We start from the raw sequence: 24,274 nt of genomic DNA on the forward strand, positions 1-24,274 counted from the left end.
GAGCTGACGACCCTCGGCTCAGCCATTTTTCTCTGGCGTATCGTTGCCCATGCGGCGATAGAGGGTCGCCAGCAGTGGGCCGGAGAGGTTGTGCCAAACGCTGAACAGCGCGCTCGGCACGGCCGCCAGCGGGCTGAAGTGGGCGCTGGCCAGTGCGGCGCCCAGGCCAGAGTTCTGCATACCGACCTCGATGGAGAGCGTCTTGCGCTGTGCCAGCGGCATGCCGAACAGGCGGCCGGCCAGGTAACCCAGCGCCAGGCCGATGCCGTTGTGCAGCACCACCACGGCCATGATCAGCAGGCCGGACTCGGCGATCTTGGCCTGGCTGGCCGCGACCACGGCGGCAACGATGGCGACGATGCTCACCACGGAGATCAGCGGCAGCACGTCCACCGCCGTTTTCACCCGCTCGCCGAGTAGGCGTTGGACGACCAGGCCTAGGACGATGGGCAGCAGCACCATCTTCAGGATCGAGATGAACATGGCGCTGAACGATACCGGCAGCCATTCCGAAGCCAGCAGCCAGATCAGCGCCGGCGTCACCAGCGGTGCGAGCAGGGTGGTCACCGAGGTGATCGCCACCGACAGCGCCAGATCGCCACGGGCGAACCAGGTGATCACGTTGGAAGCGGTGCCGCCGGGGCAGCAACCGACCAGGATCACGCCGACGGCGATCTGCGCCGGCAGGCCGAAGACCTGGCACAGCAGCCAGGCGGTGCAGGGCATGATGATGAACTGCGCCAGGACGCCGATCAGCACGGCCACCGGGCGGCGCGCCACTTCACGGAAGTCCTCGGTCTTCAGGGTCAGGCCCATGCCGAACATGATCAGGCCCAGCAGCGGCACGATCCAGGCGGTCAGGGGCAGGAACCAGGCCGGTTGAACGAAGGCCAGAATGGCGAACAGCAAGACCCACAGGGCGAAGGTATTGCCGACGAAACGGCTGAAGGCGATCAGGGCACGCATGGCGGTGTATCCGAAGTGTTTTTGGAAGAGGGCGGCAAGCCTAGCAAATCAGGCCGGGCATGAGGGCGGGTTCGATAGGGTAGATGAACGGCAGCTTTGACTGTCGGTTTCCGACGGTCTTCTTCTGGCGGCTGGCGCCTGTCTGGATGAGCCGGGCGGACGAGTGTTGGTTGATGAATTGGGACGCCAGCAATGCGCCTCTGATCCGCCGTCATCTGCTCCGGGGCGAGGATGGACGCTAGATCCTGCTGCGGACCGGTAACCGCGCCGCCGACTCAGGCTTTTCTTGCCGCAGCTCCTGAAAAGTCCTGAGATCAGTCAACTAGATGAATGACGGGATAGTGGCGCCGTGATATTGTCGACCGCCTGGTCACTTCTCAAAGTGCCGAACAATTCCGGTCTGGTAACAAGAACAATTCTCCAGCGGTTGCAGAAACCCCGATCCTCGGTTGGAGAATTACATGAGCAAATGGCTCGGCAATCTCAGTGTCACATTCAAACTGGCCTTCGGTTTCGGCCTCGTCCTCCTGCTGACCCTGGTGCTGGCTGCTTCCGGTTGGGACAGCATTGGACGTCTGACCGAGCGCAGTGAGCGTGTCGTCGAAATCAACGACGTCAATGATCTGCTTGATGACCTGCGCGTCAGCCGCCTGCATTACATCGCGAGCAATGGTGACAACACCCTGGCCGAGCGCATGCAGCAGTCGCTGGAGCAGTATCGAAAGGCCCATGAGCGCGTCAGCGCGCATTTCACCAATCCCGATAACGTTGCTCGATTCAAGGCTCAGAGCGAGCAGATCGATCTCTATCAGGCCTCGCTCAATGCCATGCAGGCTGCCTACCGTCAGGCCAGTACCGCGCGTGGTGAAATGGGCAGACAGGCCCGTGACGCCTTCGCCCAGCTCGAGCAGATCGAGACCCTGGTGCTGCGTATTCCCGAATACGACCCACAGCGGCTCGCCAGCTACCGCGCCATGCGTGACGCCAAGGAAGGGCTGCAACTGATGCGCTACGAGGTGCGCGGTTACACCGCCAACGTCAATGCCGATACCGAAGCGGCCGTGACGCGGCAACTGCAGCGCACTCGCGAGAGCCTCGATGAGCTCGATAGCATCATCGGTGCTCAGGCTCCCGAGCAGGTCAAGGCGATCCAGGCTGCCTTCGAGGGTTACCGCACGGCCGTGCAGACTTTCCAGCAGGCCAATACGGCCGTCATCCAGGCGCGTGACGAGCTGGATCGACAAGGAGCGGAAATCGTCCGTCTGAGCGACGAGCTGATTCGCAATCAGGTCGAGCAGAGCAATGCCGACGCGTCCATGGCCAAGAGCGTGCAGGTGATCGCGACCTTGCTGGCGTTGGCTGTTGGCGTGCTGTCGGCCATTGCCATCACGCGGCAGATTACCGTACCGCTGGCCACGACTCTGGCCGCTGTGGAGCGCATTGCAGGGGGCGATCTGACTGCCATACCCAGCACCTCCCGCCGCGATGAGATCGGTGCGCTGCAGCAAGGCGTACAGCGCATGGGCAATGCCCTGCGCGAGCTGATCGGCGGCATCCGTGATGGCGTCAGCCAGATCGCCAGCGCCGCCGAACAGCTGTCGGCGGTGACCGAGCAGACCAGCGCCGGAGTCAACAGCCAGAAGCTCGAGACCGACCAGGTGGCGACCGCCATGCAGGAAATGTCCGCCACGGTTCACGAGGTCGCGCGTAACGCCGAGCATGCATCGCGTGCTGCCATCGACGCCGACGCCGAAGCGAATCAAGGCGGCAGGGTGGTGGTCGAGGCCATCGGCCAGATCGAGGCACTGGCGGGCGAGATGGTGCGCTCCACCGAGGCCATGGATCTGCTGCAGCAGGAAAGCGCGAAGATCGGCAGTGTGATGGATGTGATCAAGGCCGTCGCCGATCAGACCAACCTGCTGGCGCTGAATGCCGCCATCGAGGCGGCGCGAGCGGGTGAGGCCGGGCGCGGTTTTGCCGTGGTCGCCGATGAAGTGCGCAACCTGGCACGCCGTACCCAGCAGTCCACCGAAGAGATCGAGAGCCTGATCGGCGCCCTGCAACGAGGTACCCAGCAGGTGGCCAGCGTGCTGCAGGAAAGCCGCAGCCTGACCGAGGGCAGCGTCGGTCTGGCGCGCAAGGCCGGCGATGCGCTGGTGGTGATCAATCAGAAGGTCTCCAACATCCAGTCGATGAACCAGCAGATCGCCGCCGCTGCCGAGCAGCAGGGTGCGGTGGCCGAGGAAATCGGCCGCAGCGTGGTCAATGTGCGCGATGTCGCCGAGCAGACCGCCGAGGCCAGCGAAGAGACCGCCGCCAGTTCGGTGGAGCTGGCGCGTCTGGGAAATCACCTGCAGACCTTGGTCAACCGCTTCCGGGTCTGATCCCTCTGATCGGGCGTGGCGCTCGCCACGTCCGATGGTCGCTTGAAATCCTCGGTAACACAGCCTTTTGCCGTTTCGTGACGCAGTCGATAAATGGCTGTGCCTCCCGCCGCTTCGCCTGCGTCAGCACAGACCTTGCTGGCTTCAAAAAGAACAATTCTCCAGCGCACCCCCAAGACTCTCGTGGAGACTGTTCATGCATTCGTGGTTTGCGAACCTCAGCGTTACGCGCAAGCTGGCACTCGGCTTCGGGCTGGTTCTGGCACTCACCCTGGCGCTCGCCTGGGTTGCCTGGAGCAGCCTCGGCAGCGTTATTCAGCGCAGCACCTGGATGAGCGAGATCGCTCAGCTCAACAACACCCTCACCAACCTGCGCGTCGCACGCCTGCAGTTCATGCTGGCCAAGGGCGATGCGCCGACCACCGAGCGCCTGCTCGGCAGTCTGGACATCTACCTGCAACAGCAGAAGAAGCTGCTGCAGACGTTCACCAATCCGGTCAACGTCAAGCTGCTGCGTGAGCAGGATGGCTATAACCAGGCCTATCAGCAGTCGCTGGCGGGCATGCGTTCGGCCTACGCGGCAGCCGAGCAGGCTCGGCGCCGGGTAGCCGACGAAGCACAACAGTTGGCTCAGGTGCTGGCGGGCCTGCAGCGTGGCGTGCAGTTGCTGCCGGAATACGATGGTCGCCGTTTCGGCCAGTTGCAGGCACTGAATCAGACACAGGGCGAGTTGCTCAGTGTGCGCTACCTGCTCGAACGCTATGACAACAGCGCTGACAGCGATACCGAGCAGGCGCTGGTAGCCCGTCTGGCGGCTGCACGTGCGACCCTGGAGCCGCTGCGCGAGGCCTTCGGCGCACAGCGCAGCGATGATGTCACGCGGATCGAGACGCTGCTCGGCAGCTACGCCCAGGCCATGCAGGCTCTCAAGCAGGCCACTCAGGACATCGCCCGCACGCGTCAGGAAATGACCGACCAGCAGCGCGAGATCGTGCGCATCAGTGATGCTCTGTACGCGTTCCAGACCGAGCGTCTGGCTATCGAAAGCAGTCAGGCGCGTACCTGGCAGATTGTTGCCGTGCTCTTGGCGCTGCTGTTTGGCGTGCTGGCGGCCTGGTTGATCACCCGTCAGATCACCCATCCACTGCGTGACACCCTGGGCGCCGTGCGGCGCATCGCCGAGGGCGACCTGACCGATACCCAGCAGGTGGCCCGTCGCGACGAACTGGGCCTGCTGCAACAGGGCATCGCCCAGATGGCCAGTACCCTGCGCGAACTGATCGGCGGCATTCGCGACGGCGTGGCGCAGATCGCCAGTGCCGCCGAGCAATTGTCGGCCGTGACCGAGCAGACCAGCGCCGGTGCCAACCACCAGCGCCAGGAGACCGATCAGGTGGCCACCGCCATGCATGAAATGTCGGCCACCGTGCAGGAGGTCGCGCAGAACGCCGAGCAGGCTGCGCATGCCGCCACCGCTGCCGATGGCGAGGCTCGTGAGGGCAATCAGGTGGTGAACCAGGTGGTCGCGCAAATCGAATGTCTGGCTGCCGAGGTGGGGCGTTCTTCCGAGGCGATGACCGGTCTGCAGAAGGAAAGCGACAAGATCGGCAGCGTGATGGATGTGATCAAGTCGGTGGCCGAGCAGACCAACCTGCTGGCGCTCAACGCCGCCATCGAGGCGGCGCGTGCCGGTGAGGCCGGGCGCGGTTTCGCTGTGGTGGCCGACGAGGTGCGTGGCCTGGCGCAGCGTACGCAGAAATCCACCGAGGAAATCGAAGCGCTGATCGCCGGCCTGCAGAGCGGTACGCAGCAGGTCGCGGCCGCCATGCGCGCCAGTCGTGATATCACCGACAGCAGCGTGGAGCTGAGCCGTCAGGCCGGCAGCTCGCTGGCCAGCATCACCCAGGCGGTGTCCAACATCCAGTCGATGAACCAGCAGATCGCCGCCGCCGCCGAGGAGCAGAGTGCGGTGGCCGAGGAAATCAGTCGCAGCGTGATCAGCGTGCGCGACATCTCCGAGCAGACCGCCGGTGCCAGCGAGGAGACTGCCGCCTCCAGCGCCGAATTGGCGCGTTTGGGTGGGCACCTGCAGGCGTTGGTCAGTCGTTTCCGTCTGTAAGACAAGTGGCGGGTTTCACCCGCCCTACATCGATCGCGGTTGAAGAGTCTCCCGTAGGAGCGGCTTCAGCCGCGATAGCGCGTATTCACCGCCAGCTCAGGATCGGCCAGCCAGCCTGCTCGGCATGGGCGCGCAGGGTCGGGTCGGGGTTGACCGTGAACGGCTTGTCGACCAATTGCAGCAGCGGCAGGTCGTTGCGCGAGTCGGAGTAGAAGCTGGCCCCAGCCAGGCTTTCGCCCTGCTCGGCGAGCCAGGCATTGAGGCGCGTGACCTTGCCTTCGCGGTAGGTGAGCACGCCCTGGGTACGCCCGGTGTAGAAGCCATGCTGCTGTTCCAGGTCGATGGCCAGTACTTGGTCGATACCGAAACGTTCGGCGATGGCACTGACCAGAAAATGCGCCGAGGCGGAAATCACCAGCAGGCGGTCGCCGGCCTGGCGATGCGCGGCCAGGCAACGGCTGGCGTCGGTGTAGAAGATCGGTTCGATCACATCCTCGACGAAGGGCTCGACCACATGGGCGACCTCCTCGGGCGTGCGGCCAACCAGCGGCGACAGGGTGTAGGCCATATAGTCCTCCATGGCCAGGGTGCCGGCGGCGTACTGGCGCATCAGCTCCTGCTCGTGGGCGAGGAAGGATTCACCATCGGCCCAGCCGATCTTGACCATTTCCTCCGTCCACAGGCTGGCGCAGTCGCCATGGATCAGGGTTTCGTCCAGATCGAAAATTGCCAGGGCCATCACTTCACCTCCCGGATTGCGCTCGCGTCGATCTGCAGGCTCACCGCCTGGCCGTTGCCATGCAGGTCGGCGGCCGAGCGGTTGAGCACGTCCACCAGCAACTGGCTGCCCTGCGCCTCGACGCGGTAGCGGATGACGTTGCCCAGCAGGCTGTGGCTGATGATCCGTGCGGCGATGCCGTTGTCGGCGAAAGCGATGGCCTCCGGGCGAATGGCCACGCGCGAGCCCATCGGCTGGCCGAGCAGACGGCTGGCAGCGTCGGCCTCGAGCAGGTTGTAGTTGCCGATGAAGCCGGCGGCGAAGGCATCCACAGGGGCGGTGTAAAGGGTTTCGGCGTCGCCGCTCTGGACGATCTGGCCGGCATTCATCAGGAAGATGCGATCGCTCATGGTCAGCGCTTCTTCCTGATCGTGAGTGACGAAGATGGTGGTCAGGTTCAGCTCCTGCTGGATGGCGCGAATCTGTTCGCGCAGATGCTTGCGGATGCGTGCATCGAGGGCCGACAACGGCTCGTCGAGCAGCAGTAGGCGCGGGCGGGTGACCAGCGAGCGGGCCAGGGCCACGCGCTGGCACTGGCCGCCGGAGAGCTGGTGCGGGTAGCGCGTGGCGAAGTCGCCCAGCTCGACCATCTCCAGCGCCTCGCGCACGCGTTGTTCGCTCTCGGCCTTGGCCACCTTCTGCATGCGCAGGCCGAAGGCGACGTTCTGCGCCACGCTCATGTTGGGGAACAGCGCATAGCTCTGGAACACCATGCCGATACCGCGTTTTTGCGGTGGCAGCGGCACCAGGTCTTCGCCACTGAGATTGATGCGTCCGCCGTCGACCTCGGTCAGCCCGGCGATGCAGCGCAGCAGGGTGGACTTGCCGCAGCCGGAGGGGCCGAGCAGGGTGACGAACTCGCCCTGGCCGATCTCGCAGTTGATGTCGCTGAAGATACGGGTGTCGCCGTAGCTTTTATGCAGGTTCTGGATGCTCAGAAAGCTCATGCCTTGTCCCTGTTCAAACGGTTGGCCGCCCAGGTGAACACCAGGACGAAGAAGAAGTAGGAGATCACCAGCGCACTGTTGAAGTGGCCGCTGCTGTTGCGCATGTTGTTCAGGTACACCTGCAGCGTCTCGTAGCGGGTGCCCACCAGCATGTTGGCGAAGACGAACTCGCCGAACAGGAAGCTGAAGGAGAGGAACAACGACACCATCAGGCCCTTGCGCAGGTTCGGCAGCACCACCAGCAAGGCCGCCTTCCAGGTGCTGGCGCCGAGCAGGTGGGCGGCGTCCATCAGGTCGCGCAGGTTGATCGCCTGCAGGTTGTTGGCGATGGCGCGGTACATGAACGGCAGGGCGATGGTGAAGTAGCAGCCGAGCAAAATCCACGGCGTGCCGGTCATCGCCAATGGGCCGGAGCCGTAGAGCTGCAGCAGGCCCACCGAGGACACCACCGGCGGCACGGCGAACGGCAGCAGGATCAGCACGTTCATCAGTGTGTCGAGTTTGGGGAAGTGGTAATGCACCACGAACATCAGCGGCAGGATCAACACCACCGACAATGCCAGGGCGCCGAAGCACACCAGCAGCGACTGGGCGAAGGCGCGCAGGAAGCGCTCGTCGCTCCACAGCGCGGCGTACCACTTGAGGGTCAGGCCGTCCGGCAGGATGGTCGCCGACCAACTGGTGGCCAGCGAGTAGAGCAGGGTGCCGGCCAGCGGTAGCAGCAGGATGAGAAACAGCAGCCAGACCACGACGCGGTGGTAGAGGCTGGCGGTGGGGGCATCAGCGCGTGACATGCCGACTCCTTTTCAGCAGCAGTTGGTGGACGACGGTGATCAGCACCATCAGCCCGACCAGGATCATCGACAGGGCGCTGGCCAGGTTCGGGTTCAGCGCGATATCGCCGGAGACCATCGCCGCGATGCGGATCGGCAGCACGTTGAAGTTGCCGGTGGTCAGGTAATACACCGTGGCATAGGCGCCCAGAGCGTTGGCCAGGAGGATGACGAAGGTGCCGAGCAGCGCCGGGGTCAGCACCGGCAGGCCGATGTGCCGCCAGAAGTCCCAGGTGCCGGCACCGAGCAATGCGGCGGACTCGCGCCAGTCCTGGCGCAGGGCGTCGAAGGCGGGGTAGAGCAGCAGCACGCCGAGGGGGATCTGGAAGTAGGTGTAGAGCACGATCAGGCCGTTCTTCGAGTAGAGGTTGAAGCTCTCGATCAGGCCGAGCTGGATCAGCAGCAGAGTCAGCGCGCCGTTGAAGCCGAGCAGGATGATGAAGGCGAAGGCCAGCGGCACCCCGGCGAAGTTGCTGGTCATGTTGGAGAAGGCGATGACGAAGTCGCGCAGCTTCGAGTCCACCTGGCGCAGCGAGTAGCTGCCGAGGATGGCAATGGCCATGCCGAACAGGCTCGACCAGAAGGCGATCTCCAGGCTGTGCTTGATTGCCTGCAGGTAGAACTTGGAGGCGAAGATCTTCTCGAAATTACCCAAGCCCCAGCCCGTGGGGCTGTTCAGGCTGTTGATCGCCACCCACACCAGCGGCGCCACCTGGAACACCAGGAAGAACGCGGCGAAGGGCAGCACGCACAGCAGCGGCAGCCAGCGCCGCAGGGAGGACGGCGCGCTCATTTCAGCAACTCCGCGCAGTAGGGTTTGTCGTGGGGCACACCGAGCAACTGACAGATGCTGCCGCACAGTTCGAGCTGGCGTGGGCGCGCGCTGGCATCGAGGCTGAAGGCGTCGCCGATGACGAACAGCGGCACCTGGCGCTCCTCGGGGAGCAGGCCGTTGTGCGAGCGGTCGACGTTCATGCCGTGGTCGGCGGTGACCAGCACCTGGTAGCCGGCATCGACCCAGTTCTGCAGATGGTCGGCCAGTAGCACGTCGGCCATGCGCGCTGCGTTGCGGTACTGTGGGCTGTCCAGGCCGTGCTTGTGGCCGGCGTCGTCGATGTTCATCGGGTGCACCAGCAGCAGGTCGGGCGCGTGCTGCAGGCGCAGGCTCTCGGCGTCGACGAACAGGTGCGAATCCGGGTAATGGTCGGCGTAGTAGAAGTGGCCGTACTGGATCGGTAGCGATTCATCGCAGGTGTGACGGTCGCGCACGGCGATGAAGGGCGAGCGGTTGTACAGCTCGCTGACCCAGTGATAAGCCGCGGCGGCAGTGCTTAGGCCGGCATCGCGGGCGTAATGAAACAGGCTGCGTTCGCGCGACAGGCGCGACACATCGTTGTGCACGATGCCGCTGTCGATGGGGCACACGCCAGTGAGGATGGCCTCGTAGAGCGGGCGCGACAGCGCCGGTAGTTCGCAGTCGAGACGGTAGAAGGCCGCGCGCCCGGCGTCGCACCAGGCATGCAGATGGCCCATGGCATGTTGCGCGACCGAGTGGCTGAGGCCGTCGAGCACGACGAGGATGACCTTGGAAGGCATGGGGAATCCTGAAAAGCGTAGGGTGGATCGTGCTTCGTCGATCCACCGCATGGGTAAACGCCAAAACGGCAAGGGCGGGTGATGGCGCTCAATCCACCGACCGATTTTGCAAGGTGGACGGATGAAGCGTCGTCCACCCTACGCGCCTCCCACGATGCAACGCATCACTCCATATTGATGATCACGTTCTCCTGCCACATCTGCGGCAGCGCCTTGGAGGTAGCTTCCCAGGCGGCGGCGTCCTTGATCGGCTGCACCTTGGCGTATTGCTCGTTGGGCAGCAGCTTGGCTTGCACATCGGCCGGCAGGGTCAGGTGCTCGGCGCGGATCGGCCGGGCATTGCCCTTGGCCAGGTTGATCTGGCCGGCGTCGGAGAGGATGTACTCACGCGCCAGCTTGGCCGCGTTGGGGTTCTTGGCGTACTTGTTGATGATGGTGGTGTAGCCGGATATCACCGAGCCATCGGAGGGGATCAGCACCTCGAAGCGGCTCGGGTCGATCTGGTCGCGGTAGGACAGGCCGTTGAAGTCCCAGACGATGCCGACTTCCACTTCGCCTTTTTCCAGGGTCTGGATGGTCGGGTTGGACAGCGACAGACGGCCCTGCTCGGCGATGGCGGCGAAGAAGTCCAGGCCCGGCTGGATGTTCTTCTCGTCACCGCCATTGGCGATGGCGGCAGCCAGTACACCATTGACGGCCTGGGCGGCGGCACTGACGTCACCGATGGCGACGCGGTACTTGCCGTTCTTCAGGTCGGCCCAGGATTTCGGAACGTCCTTGACCAGTTGCTTGTTGACGATGAAGGCGATGGAGCCGGTGTAGGCCAGCATCCAGTGGCCATCGGCGTCCTTGGCCCAGCTTGGGATCTGTTCCCAGGTGCTCGGCTTGTACGGCTGGGTCACGCCCTGCTGCATGGCGATGGGGCCGAAGGCGGCGCCAACGTCGCCGATATCGGCGGTGGCGTTGTCCTTCTCGGCAGCGAACTTGGCGATCTCCTGGGCCGAGCTCATGTCGGTGTCGGAGTGCTTGAGGCCGTACTTGGTGTTCAGGTCGTTCCAGGTGTCCTTCCAGTTGGCCCAGCTATCGGGCATCCCCACGCTATTCACCGTGCCTTCGGCACGAGCGGCTTTTTCCAGTGCCTGCAGGTCGGTGCCTGCAGCCATGGCGGAAGTGGCCAGAGCGATGGCCGAACCCATCAGTGAAGCCAGCAGCAGTTGTTTCATTGGAAACTCCTTTGCGGTGTGAGTGTTGGTCTAGATCAGCAATACCCGAGCCAATCTAGGCGCCTTTGATGACAGTTTTGTGTCCTGACGCCTGACGGCTGCTATCCCGTTCCAGCCAAGCGCTGCGCCCAACAAGCGTAGACCATGGTCAAACACCCGGAATGACTGGGTCGCAGCGTGGCATGAGGCATGCTTGTCGTCGTTCTGTCATCTGCTGGTCATCTGGCTTGCCTAGGCTTGTCATGAATCCGCGCTGCACGCTTTTGCCCTGTGATGGGGCTGGACTAGTCCAAAAGGGAAACAATTGATGCGTATCGATGCGCCACGTGCCGTCACCACCATCTGCCATGCGTTACAGGAGCAGATCGACCGTGGTCTGTTGCCCTCGGGTAGCAAGTTGCCGGCCGAACGCAAGCTCAGCGAGTTGTTCGACACCACGCGGATCACCCTGCGCGAGGCGCTGGGGCAGTTGGAGGCGCAGGGGCTGATCTACCGCGAGGAGCGCAGGGGCTGGTTCGTCTCGCCGACGCGCATCGCCTACAACCCGCTGGTGCGCACGCACTTCCATGCCATGGTGGCGGGGCAGGGGCGGGTGCCAGCCACCGAGGTGCTCAGCGCACGGCTGATACCGGCACCGGCCGAGGTCTGCCAGACCCTGGAGCTGGCGGCGCTGTCCAGCGTCTATCAGGTATGCCGGGCGCGGCGCATCGACGGGCGGCTGGTGCTGTACGTCGAGCATTACCTGAACCCGGCCTATTTCCCCGGGATTCTCGAGTTCGACCTGACCCGTTCGCTGACCGATCTGTATGCCAGCGAGTACGGCATTCACTACGGGCGGGTGCGTTTCGACATGGTGCCGACCGCGCTGCATGCCGAGGCGGCAGCCAGCCTGCGGGTAGCAACGGGCAGCCCGGCGCTGCGCATCACGCGGGTCAACCGTGACCAGCACGGGCGCATCATCGATTGCGATCTGGAGTTCTGGCGGCACGACGCGATACACGTCAGCGTCGAGGTGCCGGAATAGAGGGTTGGTGATGTCGGTTACAGGATAAGTGACTGTGGGAGGCGCTTTAGCGGCGAGCTTTTGTCGCGGCTAAAGCCCCTCCCACAGTCCGTTTCTGTAACGAAGCGACCGGCCCTCCCTGGCCGGTTGCAGGGGGGGCGGATCAGCCGCCGAGGTAGGCGTCGCGGACTTTCGGATCGTTGAGCAGGTCTTCGCCGCTGCCGCGCATGACGATATGGCCGTTCTCCAGCACATAGCCACGGTCGGCGAGCTTGAGCGCCTGGTTGGCGTTCTGCTCGACCAGGAACACGGTCACGCCGTCTTTGCGCAGTTGCTCGATGATGTCGAAGATCTGCTGAATGATGATCGGCGCCAGACCCAGCGACGGCTCGTCGAGCAGCAGCAGGTTGGGCTTGCTCATCAGCGCACGACCGATGGCGAGCATCTGCTGCTCGCCGCCGCTCATGGTGCCGGCGCGTTGGGCGAAGCGTTCCTTCAGGCGCGGGAACAGGTGCAGCACCTTGTCCAGTTGCTCCTGATTGTCCGCCTTGGTGCCGAAGAAGCCGCCCATGGCCAGGTTTTCCTCGACGGTCAGGCGGGCGAACACGCGGCGGCCTTCCGGCACGATGGCGATGCTCTTACGCATGATCTCCGGGGTTTCCATACCCACCAGCTCTTCACCCAGGTAGCGGATGCTGCCACTGGTGGCGCGCGGGTTGCCGCACAGGGTCATCAGCAGGGTCGACTTGCCGGCACCGTTGGCACCGATCAGGGTGACGATCTCGCCTCTCTGCACGTCGATGCTGACATCGTGCAGCGCCTGGATCTTGCCGTAGAAGGTAGAGACGTTGTTGAAGCTGAGCATGGATTACGCCTCCCCCAGATAGGCTTTGATCACGTCCGGGTTGTTGCGGATCTGCTCCGGCGTGCCATCGGCCAGGGGCGTGCCCTGGTTGATCACGTAGATGTGGTCGGAAATGCTCATCACCAGCTTCATGTCGTGCTCGATCAGCAGCACGGTGACATTGTGCTGATCACGCAGCATGGCGATCAGCGCCTTGAGGTCTTCGGTTTCGCGCGGGTTGAGGCCGGCGGCCGGCTCGTCGAGCATGAGGATGCTCGGGCGGGTCATCATGCAGCGGGCGATTTCCAGGCGGCGTTGCTGACCGTAGGCCAGGGTGCCGGCGTTACGGTTGGCGAACTCCAGCAGGTCGACCTGCTCCAGCCAGTGCGCGGCGTACTCCATGGCCTCGCGCTCGCTGCGGCGGAACGCGGGAGTCTTGAACAGGCCGGCCAGGTAGCTGGTGTTGAGGTGGCGGTGCTGAGCGATCAGCAGGTTTTCCACCGCGGTCATGTCCTTGAACAGACGCACGTTCTGGAAGGTCCGCACCACGCCCTTGCGGGCGATCTTGTGGCCCGGCAGGCCTTCGATCGCCTCGCCGTTCAGACGAATGCTGCCGGAGCTTGGCTGGTAGAAGCCGGTCAGGCAGTTGAACACGGTGGTCTTGCCGGCGCCGTTCGGGCCGATCATCGACACCACCTGCTTTTCCTTGACGTTCAGGCCCACCCCGTTGACGGCCAGCAGGCCGCCGAAACGCATGGTCAGGCCGCTTACTTCGAGAATCGTGCGGCTCATCGCTTCAGCTCCAGGTGGGGACGTTGCATCGGCAGCAGACCTTGCGGGCGCCAGACCATCATGAAGATCATGACCAGACCGAAGATCAGCATGCGGTACTCGCTCAGCTCACGCATCTCCTGCAGCATCACCATGACGATGGCGGCGAGGATCACCCCGAGCTGTGAGCCCATGCCGCCGAGCACGACGATGGCGAGGATCATCGCCGACTCGATGAAGGTGAACGACTCCGGCGTCACCAGGCCCTGACGCGCAGCGAAGAAGCTACCGGCGAAACCGGCCAGGCTGGCGCCGATGGTGAAGGCCGAGAGCTTGATCACGGTTGGGTTCAGGCCCAGCGCGCGGCAGGCAATCTCGTCTTCGCGCAGCGCTTCCCAGGCGCGGCCGATGGGCATGCGCAGCAGGCGATTGACCAAGAACAGGGTCAGCAGCACCAGCAGCAGGGCGATCAGGTAGAGGAAGACCACCTTGTACTGCGAGTTGTAGGCCATGTCGAAGAAGCCGTGAAAGGTCGGCATGTCCGCCGGCACCCGGCGCTCGAAGGACAGACCGAACAGGGTCGGCTTGTTCTCGTTGGCGATGCTCAGGCCGTTCGGGCCGCCGGTCAGGTCGGTGAGGTTGCGCAGCAGAATACGGATGATCTCGCCGAAGCCCAGGGTAACGATGGCCAGGTAATCACCACGCAGACGCAGTACCGGGAAGCCGAGCAGGAAGCCGAACAGCGCCGCCATCATCCCGGCGATCGGCAGGCAGATCCAGAAGCCAAAACCGAAGTAGTGCGAGAGGATCGCGTAGCTGTAGGCGCCGACGGCGTAGAAGCCGACGTAACCCAGATCGAGCAGGCCGGCGAGGCCGACCACGATGTTCAGGCCAAGGCCGAGCATCACGTAGATCAGGATCAGCGTGGCGATGTCCACCGCGCCGCGGCTGGCGAAGAACGGCCAGACCAGTGCGACCATGACCATGGCCAGGATGATCCAGCGCTGCGTGGAGGGCAGGGTCAGGAAGTTGCCGACCTGGCCAGAGCCGCTGGGCAGGGCGGGGCGTTTGCTCCAGATCTGGGTGATGTGATCACGCAGCAGTTGCCAGACGAACACCAGCACGACCGCGCCAGCGATGCACCACAGCTCGAACGGCGTGGCGCCGTGGACTTCCAGGCTGATGCCGACGGTGGTCAGCTTCAGGCCCAGCACCATGTAGGCCATGATCAGCACCAGCAGGGCGCCGAGCGTGGCGGATTTGAGATTGCGCGTCATACCTTTTCAACCTCCGGACGGCCGAGGATGCCGGTGGGACGGAACAGCAGCACCAGCACCAGCAGGCTGAACGCCACCACGTCCTTGTATTGATCGCCGAAGATGTCGGCGCCGAAGGCTTCGGCCACACCCAGTACCAGGCCACCGAGCACGGCGCCAGGAATACTGCCGATGCCGCCGAGTACGGCAGCGGTGAAGGCCTTGATGCCGGCGAGGAAGCCCAGGTTGGGGTTGATCACGCCGTATTGCATGCCCAGCAGCACCGAGGCGATGGCCGCCAGTGCCGCACCGATGACGAAGGTCAGGGCGATGATGTTGTTGGTGTTGATACCCAGCAGGTTGGCCATCTTCAGGTCTTCGGCGCAGGCGCGGCAGGCACGGCCCAGACGCGAGCGGGAGATGAACAGGGTCAGGCCGACCATGGCGATGAAGGTGACGATGAAGATCAGCACCTGCATGTAGGAAATCACCACGCCATTGGCCGCGCTTTCACCGAGCACGAAGTTGCCTGGCAGCAGGCTGGGGATCGCCTTGTCCTTGGAGTCCTGCGAAAGCAGCACGGCGTTCTGCAGGAAGATCGACACACCGATGGCCGAGATCAGCGGGATCAGACGGTTGCCGCCGCGCAGCGGGCGGTAGGCCACACGCTCGATGCTGTAACCGTAGGCACTGGTGACGATCATGGTGACGACGAATGCGCCGATCATCAGCACGGGCACGGCTTCGATGCCGAACGCGGAGAGACCCGCGATGACGATGAAGGCGACGTACGCGCCAATCATGTACACCTCGCCATGGGCGAAGTTGATCATGCCGATGATGCCGTAGACCATGGTGTAGCCAATGGCGATCAGGGCATAGGTGCTGCCGATGGTCAGGCCATTGAGCAGCTGTTGCAGGTAGTGATAAAGATCAGGCATAGCCTAACTCCTGGGCAGCGCGTAAAGCGGCGCTTGTGGCGCAGCGCGAGGCCGGAATTCTTCTAATAGACAAAGCCCACTGCGGGAGGCGCAGTGGGCTTTGAGTTCAGACAGGTAGCTTACTTGGCTTCGGACTTGGTGCCGTCCTGATGCCACTCGTACACCACGAAGCTGAAGTCCTTCAGATCGCCCTTCTCGTCGAAGGCCAGGGTGCCGGTGGGGGTGTCGAAGCTGTTGGCGCGCAGGGCTGCGGCCACTTTGGCGGTGTCGGTGTCGCCGGCTTTCTCGATGCCTTCGGCGATGACCTGCACGGCAGCGTAAGCCGGGAACACGAACGGGCCGCTCGGGTCTTCGTTCTTGGCCTTGAAGGCCTCGACCAGCGCCTTGTTCTTCGGATCCTGGTCGAAGGACTTCGGCAGGGTGACCAGCAGGCCTTCGGAGGCAGGACCTGCGATAGCCGAGATTTCCTTGTTACCCACGCCTTCCGGGCCCATGAACTTGACGTTCAGGCCGCGCTCTTTAGTCTGGCGCAGCAGCAGGCCCAGCTCCGGGTGGTAGCCGCCGTAGTAGACGAAGTCGACACCGGCCTGGTTGAGCTTGGCGATCAGGGCGGAGAAGTCCTTGTCGCCGGCGTTGATGCCTTCGAACATGGCGACTTTCACGCCTTTGCTTTCCAGGGTCTGCTTGACCGCGGTGGCGATGCCTTCACCGTACTGCTGCTTGTCGTGGATGACGGCAACGGTCTTCGGCTTGATGTGGTCGGCGATGAAGTTACCGGCGGTCGGGCCTTGCAGGCTGTCCAGACCGATGGTGCGGAACACCAGTTCGTAGCCGCGTGCGGTAATTTCCGGGCTGGTGGAAGCCGCGGTAATCATCAGGATGCCTTCGTCTTCATAAATGTCGGACGCCGGCTGAGTGGAGCTGGAGCACAGGTGACCAACCACGAACTTGACGCCGTCGTTGACGATCTTGTTCGCCACGGCCACGGCTTGCTTCGGATCGCAGGCATCGTCATAGACCACGCCTTCGAGCTGGGCACCGTTGACGCCGCCAGCCTTGTTGATCTGCTCGATGGCCATCTTGGCGCCAATGAACTGCATTTCACCGTACTGAGCGACCGCGCCGGTCACCGGGCCGGCCAGGCCGATCTTGATGGTGTCTGCCGCCATCGAATAGCTGGCCGCCCCCGCCAGGGCCATTGCGGCGAACAGCTTGGAAATCTGCTTAGTAGCCTTTTTCATAGTGCTCCACTCTTTTTGTGTTTTCGTTGTTGTAGTTCTCGCGGCCGTAGCTGCAGAACCGGGTTGGAAAACCCCATTCATGCCGCCGGCAACTGTACCGGAACAGTGTAGAGCGCCGATTTGCGCCTTGAAAAGCCGACAGTTGGAGGCGAAATGAGGGGTGTCGCTTAATTACAAGGAATGTATAGAAATACGGCGTGTCCCGACGCGGGCGCTGAGCGTCCGGCGGCTTGCCAGGGGGTATGTCGGCGCTATCATTGCGCGCTTCCATACGCCAACCGACACAGGGCATGCCATGACGGAACAAACTAGCACCCTCTATGCCAAGCTGCTTGGCCAAACGGCCGCCATTACCTGGCAGGAGCTGCAACCTTTTTTCGCCCGTGGTGCGTTGCTGTGGGTCGATGGCCGGCAGGATCTGGTGAGGGTCGCCGAGGCCGTGGCCAGTAATGACCAGGTCAAGGTCAAGCTGTGGATGGAGCAAGGCGTGCTGGGCAAACTCGAGGACGACCAGGCCGAGGATCTGCTGGCGCGTGATCCACAGTTGTGGGCCGTGGTCGTCGCGCCCTGGGTGCTGGTACAGGAAAGAGCATCGAGCGCGGCGCTGCACTGAAAAGGGGCGGGCATGATGCGGATGCCCGGTCTAGACTGCTTGGCTCATGCAATCGTGAACAGGTGAAGGAGTGGCGACATGTTCGAACCCGGTCATTTGCATCGTGACAACCTACCAGGCCTCCCGGGGCAGCCCGAGTACAGCATCGACTTCTATTACGAGGTGCGCCAGGACGCCAAGGAGGGCCCGATGCTGCACGGGCGCCTGGTCGGAGAAATCGAGGGCAAGGCCTTCGAGGAAACCTTCGAGATGCACCGTGACACCGCGTTCAACTTCGCCAGTGTGATCTCGCGGCTGGTCGCCAAGCATGGCCTGCATCCCAACCACAGCCCGATCATGCGCGAGCACAAGGAATACGACGCCATTTTCGAGGACATCCGCGCCAAGCTGCAGGCCAAGCCCGGTGAGGCGGTGAATTTCGATCATCTGCAGGAAGACGGGCTCTAGCGCAGGCAGGACCGCCATCCTCCAATCTCTTTTACGATCCCGGTGTCTTTATGCCCTTTGCCGAAAACCTTATCGCCTTCACCCTGGCGGCCACGCTGCTGACCCTGACGCCGGGCATCGACACCGCGCTGGTGTTGCGTACGGCGGCAGTCGAGGGACGGCGGCAGGCATGGCGTGCAGCCTTTGGCATCAATGCCGGCTGTTTGCTCTGGGGCGCCGCCGTGGCTTTCGGTCTGGGCGCACTGCTGGCGGTGTCCGAATTCGGCTACAACCTCCTCAAATATTGTGGGGCGGCCTATCTGGCCTGGCTCGGCGTGAACATGCTGCTGCGCCCGCGTACCTCGCTGGCCCCTGCGCAAGCGAGTGGTACGCCCGGTGCCAACTGGTTCCTGCGTGGCCTGCTGGGCAACGTGCTCAACCCCAAGGTGGGTATTTTCTACCTGTCCTTCCTGCCGCAATTCATCCCGTCAGGGCAGCCGCTGATTGCCTGGACATTCGGCCTGGTGGGCATCCATGTGGCGCTCAGCCTGGTCTGGGCGCTGCTGCTGATTGGCGCCACTCGGCCGCTCGGGCACTGGTTGCGGCGCGAGGCGGTGATCAAGTGGATGGAACGCAGTACCGGTCTGATCTTCATGCTGTTCGCCGCGCGCCTGGCATTGAGCAGGCGCTGACTGCGAATCGGCGTTATCGGGTTCTGGTGTTCAGGCGGTGACGATGGATCGATTTCAGGAAATGCGTGTGCTGCTGGCCGTGACCGAAGCCGGGAGCTTTGTCGGCGGCGCCAAGCGGTTGGGTATCTCACCACCCAGTGCGACCCGCGCCGTCGCGGCGCTGGAAGCGCGTCTGGGCACAGTGTTGCTGGCGCGCAACACGCGCAGCCTGCGCCTGACCGAAGCCGGCCAGCGCTATGTCGAGGACTGCCGACGGATCCTGCTGGAACTGGAGGAGGCCGAGGAGTTGGCCGCCGGTGGTAGCGTGCGCCCCCGTGGTCGCCTGACCGTTACTGCACCGGTGATGTTCGGTGAGCTGTTCCTGATCCCGCGCATTGCTCAGTACCTCGACACCTACCCGGACGTGGAGGTCAATGCCGTTCTGGTCGACCGCGTGGTGAACATGATGGAGGAGGGCATCGACGTCGCCGTGCGTATCGGTTCGCTGCCCGAGGGGGATCATCTGGCCTTGCAGGTCGGGCAGATTCGCCCGGTGGTGTGCGCATCGCCCGCTTTTCTCGACCGGGTCGGTCGGCCGCAGCATCCGGATGAGTTGCTCGATGCGCCCATCGTCATGTCCAGTGCCAGCAGTCTGCTGACGCACTGGAACTTCGTGGGCGCCGATGGCGGGTTCGGTTTCACCCCGGTGCCACGCTTCACCGTCAGCTCCAATCAGGCGGCAATCGGTGCTGCACGCCTGGGCTGGGGCTACACCCGTGTGCTGTCCTACCAGGTCGCCGCTGCAGTGGCGCGCGGCGAGATCGAGCTGGTGCTCGAAGCGTTCGAGCCCCCCGCCTTGCCGGTGCACATCATTCACCAGGGCGGGCGCCAGGTGTCGGCCAAGGTGCGTACCTTCGTCGACCATTGCGCCGCGAGCTTTCGTGCCGATCCGGCCCTGCGCGCGGCCGGTGCTCCGCCCGCCGCATGAATCATCATCGCGAGTTGCAGGTATTCCTCGCCGTGGCGCAGGCGGGCAGTCTGGCGGCTGCCGCCAGGGCGCTGCAGTTGTCGCAGGCGACGGTGATGCGTACCGTGGCGGCGCTCGAGAGCCGCCTGGGTAGTGCCCTGCTGTTGCGAGGGCCTCGCGGTATCAGTCTGAGCCCAGCAGGTGCGGCGTTTGCCGATAGCTGCCAGCGCATTTTGCAGCGGCTGGACGAGGCCGAGCGGTCGGTGACCGGCCTGCATGCCAGCCCTGCCGGACAACTGACCCTGGCCCTGCCGCTGTTGATGACGCACCAGGTGCTGATGCCCGTCGCCGTCGAGTACCTGGCGGCATTTCCCCAGGTGAGTCTGGCGACCCTGGCGCGCGAAGAGCTGCCGAGGTTGCTGGAGGAGGGCATCGACCTGGCCGTGGTCGTCGGGCAGTTGCCCAGTTCGTCCGGTTTTGCCGTACCACTGGGGCAGGTACGGCCAGTGGTCTGCGCGGCGCCCGCTTACTTCGGGCGCTGGAGTCAGCCGGCCAACCCACAGGCCTTGGCAGCGCATCGCACCATTGCCACCTCGTCGACCGGCCACGCGGTTGAGTGGCGCTTTGCGCAGGAAACCGCGAAGGTCGCGCCACGGCTGACCTGCAGCACACCGCAGGCGTCCATCCGCGCGGCGCTCGCGGGTTTCGGGCTGACCCGCTGCCTGAGTTACGAAGCCCATCATGAGTTGCAGGCGGGGCAACTGCTGGCCGTGCTCGAGGATTTCGCCGCGCCGCCTCTGCCGGTGCAACTGTATTACCGCGAGGGGCGCCGTGCTGCCGCACGGGTGCGCAGCTTCCTCGACTTCGCTGTGCCGCGCCTGCGCGCTCATCCGGCGTTTGCGATGAAGTAATTGCGGAAAGTGAAATAGTGGATTGTCTTGTATGGTGATTCTTCTGTGGGGTGGATGGGGTGAACATGACTCCATCGTCGCGAAGGCAAGTGGTCTCGCGATGGCCAACCCCTACTCTCAAGGAGTCATCGCCATGTCCCGTCCCGCCATCAAGCTGTACAACTTTCCCCGCTCCGGTCACGCCCACCGCGCCGAGCTGATGCTCTCGCTGCTGCAACTGCCCACCGATCTGATCTTCGTCGACCTGGCCAAGGGCGAGCACAAGACGCCGGAGTTCCTGGCTCTCAACCCCTTCGGCCAGGTACCGGTGATCGACGATGGCGGCATCATCGTCAGCGACTCCAACGCCATCCTCGTCTATCTGGCCAAGCGTTATGGCAATGACGACTGGCTGCCGCAAGAGCCGGCCGCTGCTGCCCGCGTGCAGCGCTGGTTGTCGGTCGCCGCTGGGCTGGTGGCCTTCGGCCCCGCTGCTGCGCGCTTGGTCACCGTGTTTGGCGCCTCGTTCAATACCGACGAAGTGATCAACCGCGCCCACGCGCTGTTCACCGTGATGGAGGGTGAGCTGAGCGAAACGCCATTCCTGACCGGCGACAAGCCGAGCATCGCCGACGTCGCCAACTACTCCTATATCGCCCATGCGCCGGAGGGCAATGTCTCGCTGGAGCCCTACCCGAACATCCGCGCCTGGCTGGCACGCATCGAGGCACTGCCGGGTTTTGTGCCGATGCCGCGTACTACCGCTGGTCTGCAGGCCTGATACACCGTGGCTGCCGGGTACACCGGCAGCACCTCTGAAGGAGGGCGCAACATGCAACAGCTTCCCAGCCATCGGCAGTCGCCCTGGCATGCCGGTGAACGGCAACTGCAGGAAAAGGTCGGTGTTGGCGAGCGCATGGAAGTGCTCGGGCAGAAGGTGATCCGCGACTACATGCCGGATCAGCATCGCGCGTTCTACCGCCAGTTACCGTTCATGATCGCGGGTGCCGTCGATGGCGCAGGCCAGCCATGGGCCACGCTGATCGAGGGCGAGGAAGGTTTCGTCACCTCGTCCGATCCACGCCGACTGTCGTTCGATCTCGCCGCCATGGCGCTCGATCCGCTCGACCCGGCCAGCAGTGGCCTGCAGGCGGGCGGTGCCATCGGCCTGCTGGGTATCGAGCTGCATACGCGGCGGCGCAATCGCATCAACGGGCAAATTCGCCAGGCCTCGGCCCAACGCCTGGAGATCGCCGTTGAGCATTCCTACGGTAATTGCCCGCAGTACATCCAGTTGCGCCAGTACCGCCGCGTTCCCGAGCGGGGCGGCGAGCGCGTGGATTCAACGGCGCTGGATACGCGTACTCGTGCGCTGATCGAAGGCGCCGATACCTTCTTCGTCGCCAGTTACGTCGAGCACGACGATGGTCGTCGTTCGGTGGATGTCTCGCACCGGGGCGGCCGCGCCGGTTTCGTACGAGTGGAAGGCAAGCGTCTGACCATTCCCGACTACGCCGGCAATCTGTTCTTCAACACCCTGGGCAACCTCAGCGTCAACCCGCGCGCCGGCCTGTTGTTCGTCGACTTCGCCACGGGTGATGTGCTGCAACTGGCTGGCCGCGCCGAGATCATCCTCGACAGCCCGTTGATCAAGGCCTTCGAAGGCGCCGAGCGGCTGTGGACGCTCGACGTCGAGCAAGTGGTACTGCGCCCGGCCGCGACCTCACTACGTTGGGCGTTCGAGGAATATGCACCGACCAGCCTGATGACCGGCACCTGGACGGAAACCGACGCGCGTCTGCGCGAGCGTGAGCAGCGCAATCAGTGGCAACGCTGGCGCGTGCAGAGCGTACAGCAGGAGAGTGCCGACATTCGCTCGTTCGTGCTGGCGCCGGAAACGGGCGCAGCCCCGAGTTTCCTGGCAGGCCAGCACCTGCCCATCCGCATCACCACCGCTGCGGGCGAAACCCTGCTGCGCACCTACAGCCTGTCCAGTGCGCCGTCGGACGGTCAACTACGCATCAGCGTCAAGGCGCAGGGTGTGGTTTCGCGGCATCTGCACGAACAGGTGCAGGTGGGGGATGTGCTGGAGGTGCGTCCGCCATTGGGCAGCTTCACCCTGAACAGCGACACCGACCGGCCGCTGGTGCTGATCGGCGCGGGCGTCGGCATCACGCCGTTGCTGTCGATGCTGCGTGAACAGGTGGCGTTGGGGCAGGGCAGGCGTATCCACTTCTTCCAGGGCGCGCGGACGCTGGCCGATCTGCCGTTCCAGGCCGAACTGTACGAACTGATGCAGCGCGCGGGTGGTTTGCTGAAGATTCACCGTGCCCTCAGCGCTCCGGAAGCTGGCGCGCTGCCGGGGCGCGACTACGAGCAGCAGGGGCGCATCGAACTGGCACAGATCAAGTCGGTGCTGTCGTTCGACGATTACGACTTCTACCTGTGCGGCCCGGCCGCCTTTACCCAGACGATCTACGATGGCCTACGCGATCTGAACGTCGCCGACACGCGCATCCATGCCGAGGCGTTCGGTCCCTCGACGCTCAAACGCCGCACGGACGATCCGGCCGCCACCCTGGTGCAGCCGCCGGCGGCGACGGAGCCGGTACCGGTGTACTTCACCGCTTCGAGCAAGGAAGCGCGCTGGACACCGGACAGTGGCAGCCTGCTGGAGCTGGCGGAAAATCGTGGCCTCACACCCGAGTTCAGCTGCCGGGGTGGTTCTTGCGGCACCTGCAAGACACGCCTGGTCAGCGGCCAGGTGCACTATCCGAACCCGCCTGCTGAATTGCCGCAGGATGGCGCAGTGTTGATCTGCTGCGCAGTACCGGCCGCCGGTGAGACGTTGCAGCTGGATCTGTAGGCCTTTCAGGCCTCGTAGGTCTGGATGCAGGTGCGATTACGGCCTTCGCTCTTGGCGCGGTAGAGCTGTTCGTCGGCCCAGTGCAGATGTTGCTCCAGGCTAGCCGTCGAAGTCGGCAGACGGGTCGCGCCGCCGATGGACAGGCTGACCTTGTCGGCTACGTCCGAGGCGCGGTGTTCGATATCGAGTTGCGCAATCGCCGAGTGCAACTGCTCGGCCACGGTCAGCGCACCGGCTTCGTCGGTGTCCGGTAGCAGCACGGCGAACTCCTCACCGCCGAAACGCCCGACCAGGTCGTGAGGGCGGCGCACGTTGTCATTCAGCGCCTGGGCAATATCGCGCAGACATTGGTCGCCACGCAGATGGCCGTAGAGATCGTTGTACTTCTTGAAGTAGTCGGCATCGATCATCAGCAGTGTCAGTGGGCGCTGTTCGCGCAGGGCGTGCGCACGTGCTGCTTCGAAGCGTTCATCGAAGCAGCGTCGGTTGGGGATGCCGGTCAGGCCGTCGAGCATGGCCAGATCGCGCAGCACATCGCTCTGCAGTTTCAGCTTGAGGTGGTTCATCACCCGGGCACGTACCACCACCGAATGAAAGGGCTTGCGAATGTAGTCCACCGCGCCCAGTTCGAAGCCTGTCGCTTCGTCATCCTCATGATCCTTGCCGGTGACGAAGATCACCGGGATCTGGCGAGTCTCGGCGTCAGCCTTCAGGCGCCGGCAGACTTCATGGCCGTCCATGTCCGCCATCATCACGTCGAGCAGGATCAGATCCGGGGCGAGGTCATGGCTCATGGTCAGTGCCTGCTCGCCACTGTTGGCCATGTACACGTCGCAATCGTTGCGAAACAGCTCGTGCAGCAAGCGGATGTTCAGCGCCTGATCGTCGACGATCAGCAACTTCGGGCGCTCATGCAGGTAGGGTTTCAGCCGCTCCAAA

General features: G+C 63.9%; 23 protein-coding genes and 2 pseudogenes. 12 read left to right on the forward strand and 13 right to left on the reverse strand.

Annotated elements, in window-relative coordinates:
* Positions 1-18: 18 nt before the first annotated feature.
* Positions 19-966 carry a bile acid:sodium symporter family protein gene (locus VC352_RS21655; protein WP_322981570.1) on the reverse strand — a complete coding sequence of 316 codons (948 nt, stop codon included), beginning with the start codon at positions 964-966 and terminating at the stop codon, positions 19-21.
* Between the two features lie 461 nt (positions 967-1,427).
* On the opposite strand from VC352_RS21655, the pseudogene VC352_RS25595 reads away from it, so the two are divergent.
* The 4 genes and pseudogenes from VC352_RS25595 to VC352_RS25610 form a co-directional block, all read left to right on the forward strand.
* Positions 1,428-2,447, forward strand: a pseudogene (locus VC352_RS25595) (methyl-accepting chemotaxis protein); the annotation flags it as partial.
* A gap of 198 nt (positions 2,448-2,645) precedes the next feature.
* A complete protein-coding gene (locus VC352_RS25600; RefSeq protein WP_416340224.1) occupies positions 2,646-3,350 on the forward strand; it encodes a methyl-accepting chemotaxis protein in 705 nt (234 codons plus the stop codon).
* A 331-nt stretch (positions 3,351-3,681) separates the two neighbouring features.
* A pseudogene (locus tag VC352_RS25605) lies at positions 3,682-4,566 on the forward strand (methyl-accepting chemotaxis protein); the annotation flags it as partial.
* 198 nt (positions 4,567-4,764) lie between these two features.
* Positions 4,765-5,469 (forward strand): methyl-accepting chemotaxis protein, encoded by a 705-nt coding sequence (locus VC352_RS25610; protein WP_416340225.1) that lies wholly within the window; start codon positions 4,765-4,767, stop codon positions 5,467-5,469.
* 85 nt (positions 5,470-5,554) lie between these two features.
* Here VC352_RS25610 and VC352_RS21670 read toward each other — a convergent pair whose 3' ends face one another.
* The 6 genes from VC352_RS21670 to VC352_RS21695 form a co-directional block, all read right to left on the reverse strand.
* Positions 5,555-6,208, reverse strand: a complete 654-nt coding sequence (locus VC352_RS21670) for an HAD family hydrolase (protein ID WP_322981573.1) — start codon at positions 6,206-6,208, stop codon at positions 5,555-5,557.
* Complete coding sequence (locus VC352_RS21675; protein ID WP_322981574.1) at positions 6,208-7,194, reverse strand: ABC transporter ATP-binding protein; 987 nt, start codon at positions 7,192-7,194, stop codon at positions 6,208-6,210. Before VC352_RS21675 ends, VC352_RS21670 begins: the two co-directional genes overlap by 1 nt.
* Positions 7,191-7,988, reverse strand: coding sequence for an ABC transporter permease (locus tag VC352_RS21680; RefSeq protein ID WP_322981575.1), 798 nt, complete (start codon positions 7,986-7,988; stop codon positions 7,191-7,193). The genes VC352_RS21675 and VC352_RS21680 overlap by 4 nt, the downstream gene beginning before the upstream one ends.
* Positions 7,975-8,820 (reverse strand): ABC transporter permease, encoded by an 846-nt coding sequence (locus VC352_RS21685; protein WP_322981576.1) that lies wholly within the window; start codon positions 8,818-8,820, stop codon positions 7,975-7,977. The genes VC352_RS21680 and VC352_RS21685 overlap by 14 nt, the downstream gene beginning before the upstream one ends.
* A complete protein-coding gene (locus VC352_RS21690; RefSeq protein ID WP_322981577.1) occupies positions 8,817-9,623 on the reverse strand; it encodes an alkaline phosphatase family protein in 807 nt (268 codons plus the stop codon). The genes VC352_RS21685 and VC352_RS21690 overlap by 4 nt, the downstream gene beginning before the upstream one ends.
* Positions 9,624-9,787: 164 nt before the next feature.
* Positions 9,788-10,846: an ABC transporter substrate-binding protein gene (locus VC352_RS21695; protein WP_322981578.1), complete on the reverse strand. Its 1,059-nt coding sequence runs from the start codon at positions 10,844-10,846 to the stop codon at positions 9,788-9,790.
* Between the two features lie 307 nt (positions 10,847-11,153).
* On the opposite strand from VC352_RS21695, the gene VC352_RS21700 reads away from it, so the two are divergent.
* The gene (locus tag VC352_RS21700; protein ID WP_322981579.1) at positions 11,154-11,870 is read left to right on the forward strand and encodes a UTRA domain-containing protein; all 717 of its coding nucleotides are present in this window, start codon (positions 11,154-11,156) and stop codon (positions 11,868-11,870) included.
* Between the two features lie 142 nt (positions 11,871-12,012).
* Here VC352_RS21700 and VC352_RS21705 read toward each other — a convergent pair whose 3' ends face one another.
* The 5 genes from VC352_RS21705 to VC352_RS21725 form a co-directional block, all read right to left on the reverse strand.
* Positions 12,013-12,714 (reverse strand): ABC transporter ATP-binding protein, encoded by a 702-nt coding sequence (locus VC352_RS21705; protein ID WP_322981580.1) that lies wholly within the window; start codon positions 12,712-12,714, stop codon positions 12,013-12,015.
* Positions 12,715-12,717: 3 nt separating this feature from the next.
* A complete protein-coding gene (gene livG / locus VC352_RS21710) occupies positions 12,718-13,485 on the reverse strand; it encodes a high-affinity branched-chain amino acid ABC transporter ATP-binding protein LivG (RefSeq protein ID WP_322981581.1) in 768 nt (255 codons plus the stop codon).
* Positions 13,482-14,741, reverse strand: coding sequence for a high-affinity branched-chain amino acid ABC transporter permease LivM (locus tag VC352_RS21715; protein ID WP_322981582.1), 1,260 nt, complete (start codon positions 14,739-14,741; stop codon positions 13,482-13,484). The genes livG and VC352_RS21715 overlap by 4 nt, the downstream gene beginning before the upstream one ends.
* Positions 14,738-15,661: a high-affinity branched-chain amino acid ABC transporter permease LivH gene (livH, locus tag VC352_RS21720; RefSeq protein WP_322981583.1), complete on the reverse strand. Its 924-nt coding sequence runs from the start codon at positions 15,659-15,661 to the stop codon at positions 14,738-14,740. Before livH ends, VC352_RS21715 begins: the two co-directional genes overlap by 4 nt.
* Positions 15,662-15,780: 119 nt before the next feature.
* The gene (locus tag VC352_RS21725) at positions 15,781-16,902 is read right to left on the reverse strand and encodes a branched-chain amino acid ABC transporter substrate-binding protein (RefSeq protein WP_322981584.1); all 1,122 of its coding nucleotides are present in this window, start codon (positions 16,900-16,902) and stop codon (positions 15,781-15,783) included.
* A 295-nt stretch (positions 16,903-17,197) separates the two neighbouring features.
* On the opposite strand from VC352_RS21725, the gene VC352_RS21730 reads away from it, so the two are divergent.
* The 7 genes from VC352_RS21730 to VC352_RS21760 all read left to right on the forward strand — a co-directional run bounded on the left by VC352_RS21730 (position 17,198) and on the right by VC352_RS21760 (position 23,335).
* Entirely contained in the window at positions 17,198-17,515 is a 318-nt protein-coding gene (locus tag VC352_RS21730) for a DUF2288 domain-containing protein (RefSeq protein ID WP_322981585.1), read from the forward strand.
* A 78-nt stretch (positions 17,516-17,593) separates the two neighbouring features.
* Positions 17,594-17,962, forward strand: a complete 369-nt coding sequence (locus VC352_RS21735) for a DUF5064 family protein (RefSeq protein WP_322981586.1) — start codon at positions 17,594-17,596, stop codon at positions 17,960-17,962.
* Positions 17,963-18,012: 50 nt separating this feature from the next.
* Positions 18,013-18,633 (forward strand): LysE family translocator, encoded by a 621-nt coding sequence (locus VC352_RS21740; RefSeq protein WP_322981587.1) that lies wholly within the window; start codon positions 18,013-18,015, stop codon positions 18,631-18,633.
* Between the two features lie 43 nt (positions 18,634-18,676).
* Positions 18,677-19,600 carry a LysR family transcriptional regulator gene (locus VC352_RS21745; RefSeq protein ID WP_322981588.1) on the forward strand — a complete coding sequence of 308 codons (924 nt, stop codon included), beginning with the start codon at positions 18,677-18,679 and terminating at the stop codon, positions 19,598-19,600.
* A complete protein-coding gene (locus VC352_RS21750; protein ID WP_322981589.1) occupies positions 19,597-20,490 on the forward strand; it encodes a LysR substrate-binding domain-containing protein in 894 nt (297 codons plus the stop codon). The genes VC352_RS21745 and VC352_RS21750 overlap by 4 nt, the downstream gene beginning before the upstream one ends.
* 133 nt (positions 20,491-20,623) lie before the next feature.
* The gene (locus tag VC352_RS21755; protein WP_322981590.1) at positions 20,624-21,250 is read left to right on the forward strand and encodes a glutathione S-transferase; all 627 of its coding nucleotides are present in this window, start codon (positions 20,624-20,626) and stop codon (positions 21,248-21,250) included.
* Positions 21,251-21,301: 51 nt separating this feature from the next.
* Positions 21,302-23,335 (forward strand): pyridoxamine 5'-phosphate oxidase family protein, encoded by a 2,034-nt coding sequence (locus VC352_RS21760; protein WP_322981591.1) that lies wholly within the window; start codon positions 21,302-21,304, stop codon positions 23,333-23,335.
* 5 nt (positions 23,336-23,340) lie between these two features.
* Here the strand turns inward: VC352_RS21760 and VC352_RS21765 are convergent, their stop codons facing one another.
* Positions 23,341-24,273 (reverse strand): diguanylate cyclase, encoded by a 933-nt coding sequence (locus tag VC352_RS21765; protein ID WP_322981592.1) that lies wholly within the window; start codon positions 24,271-24,273, stop codon positions 23,341-23,343.
* Position 24,274 lies beyond the last annotated feature (1 nt).

It is taken from the genome of Pseudomonas sp. C11 (genome assembly GCF_034683865.1).
Taxonomy (GTDB): Bacteria; Pseudomonadota; Gammaproteobacteria; order Pseudomonadales; family Pseudomonadaceae; genus Aquipseudomonas.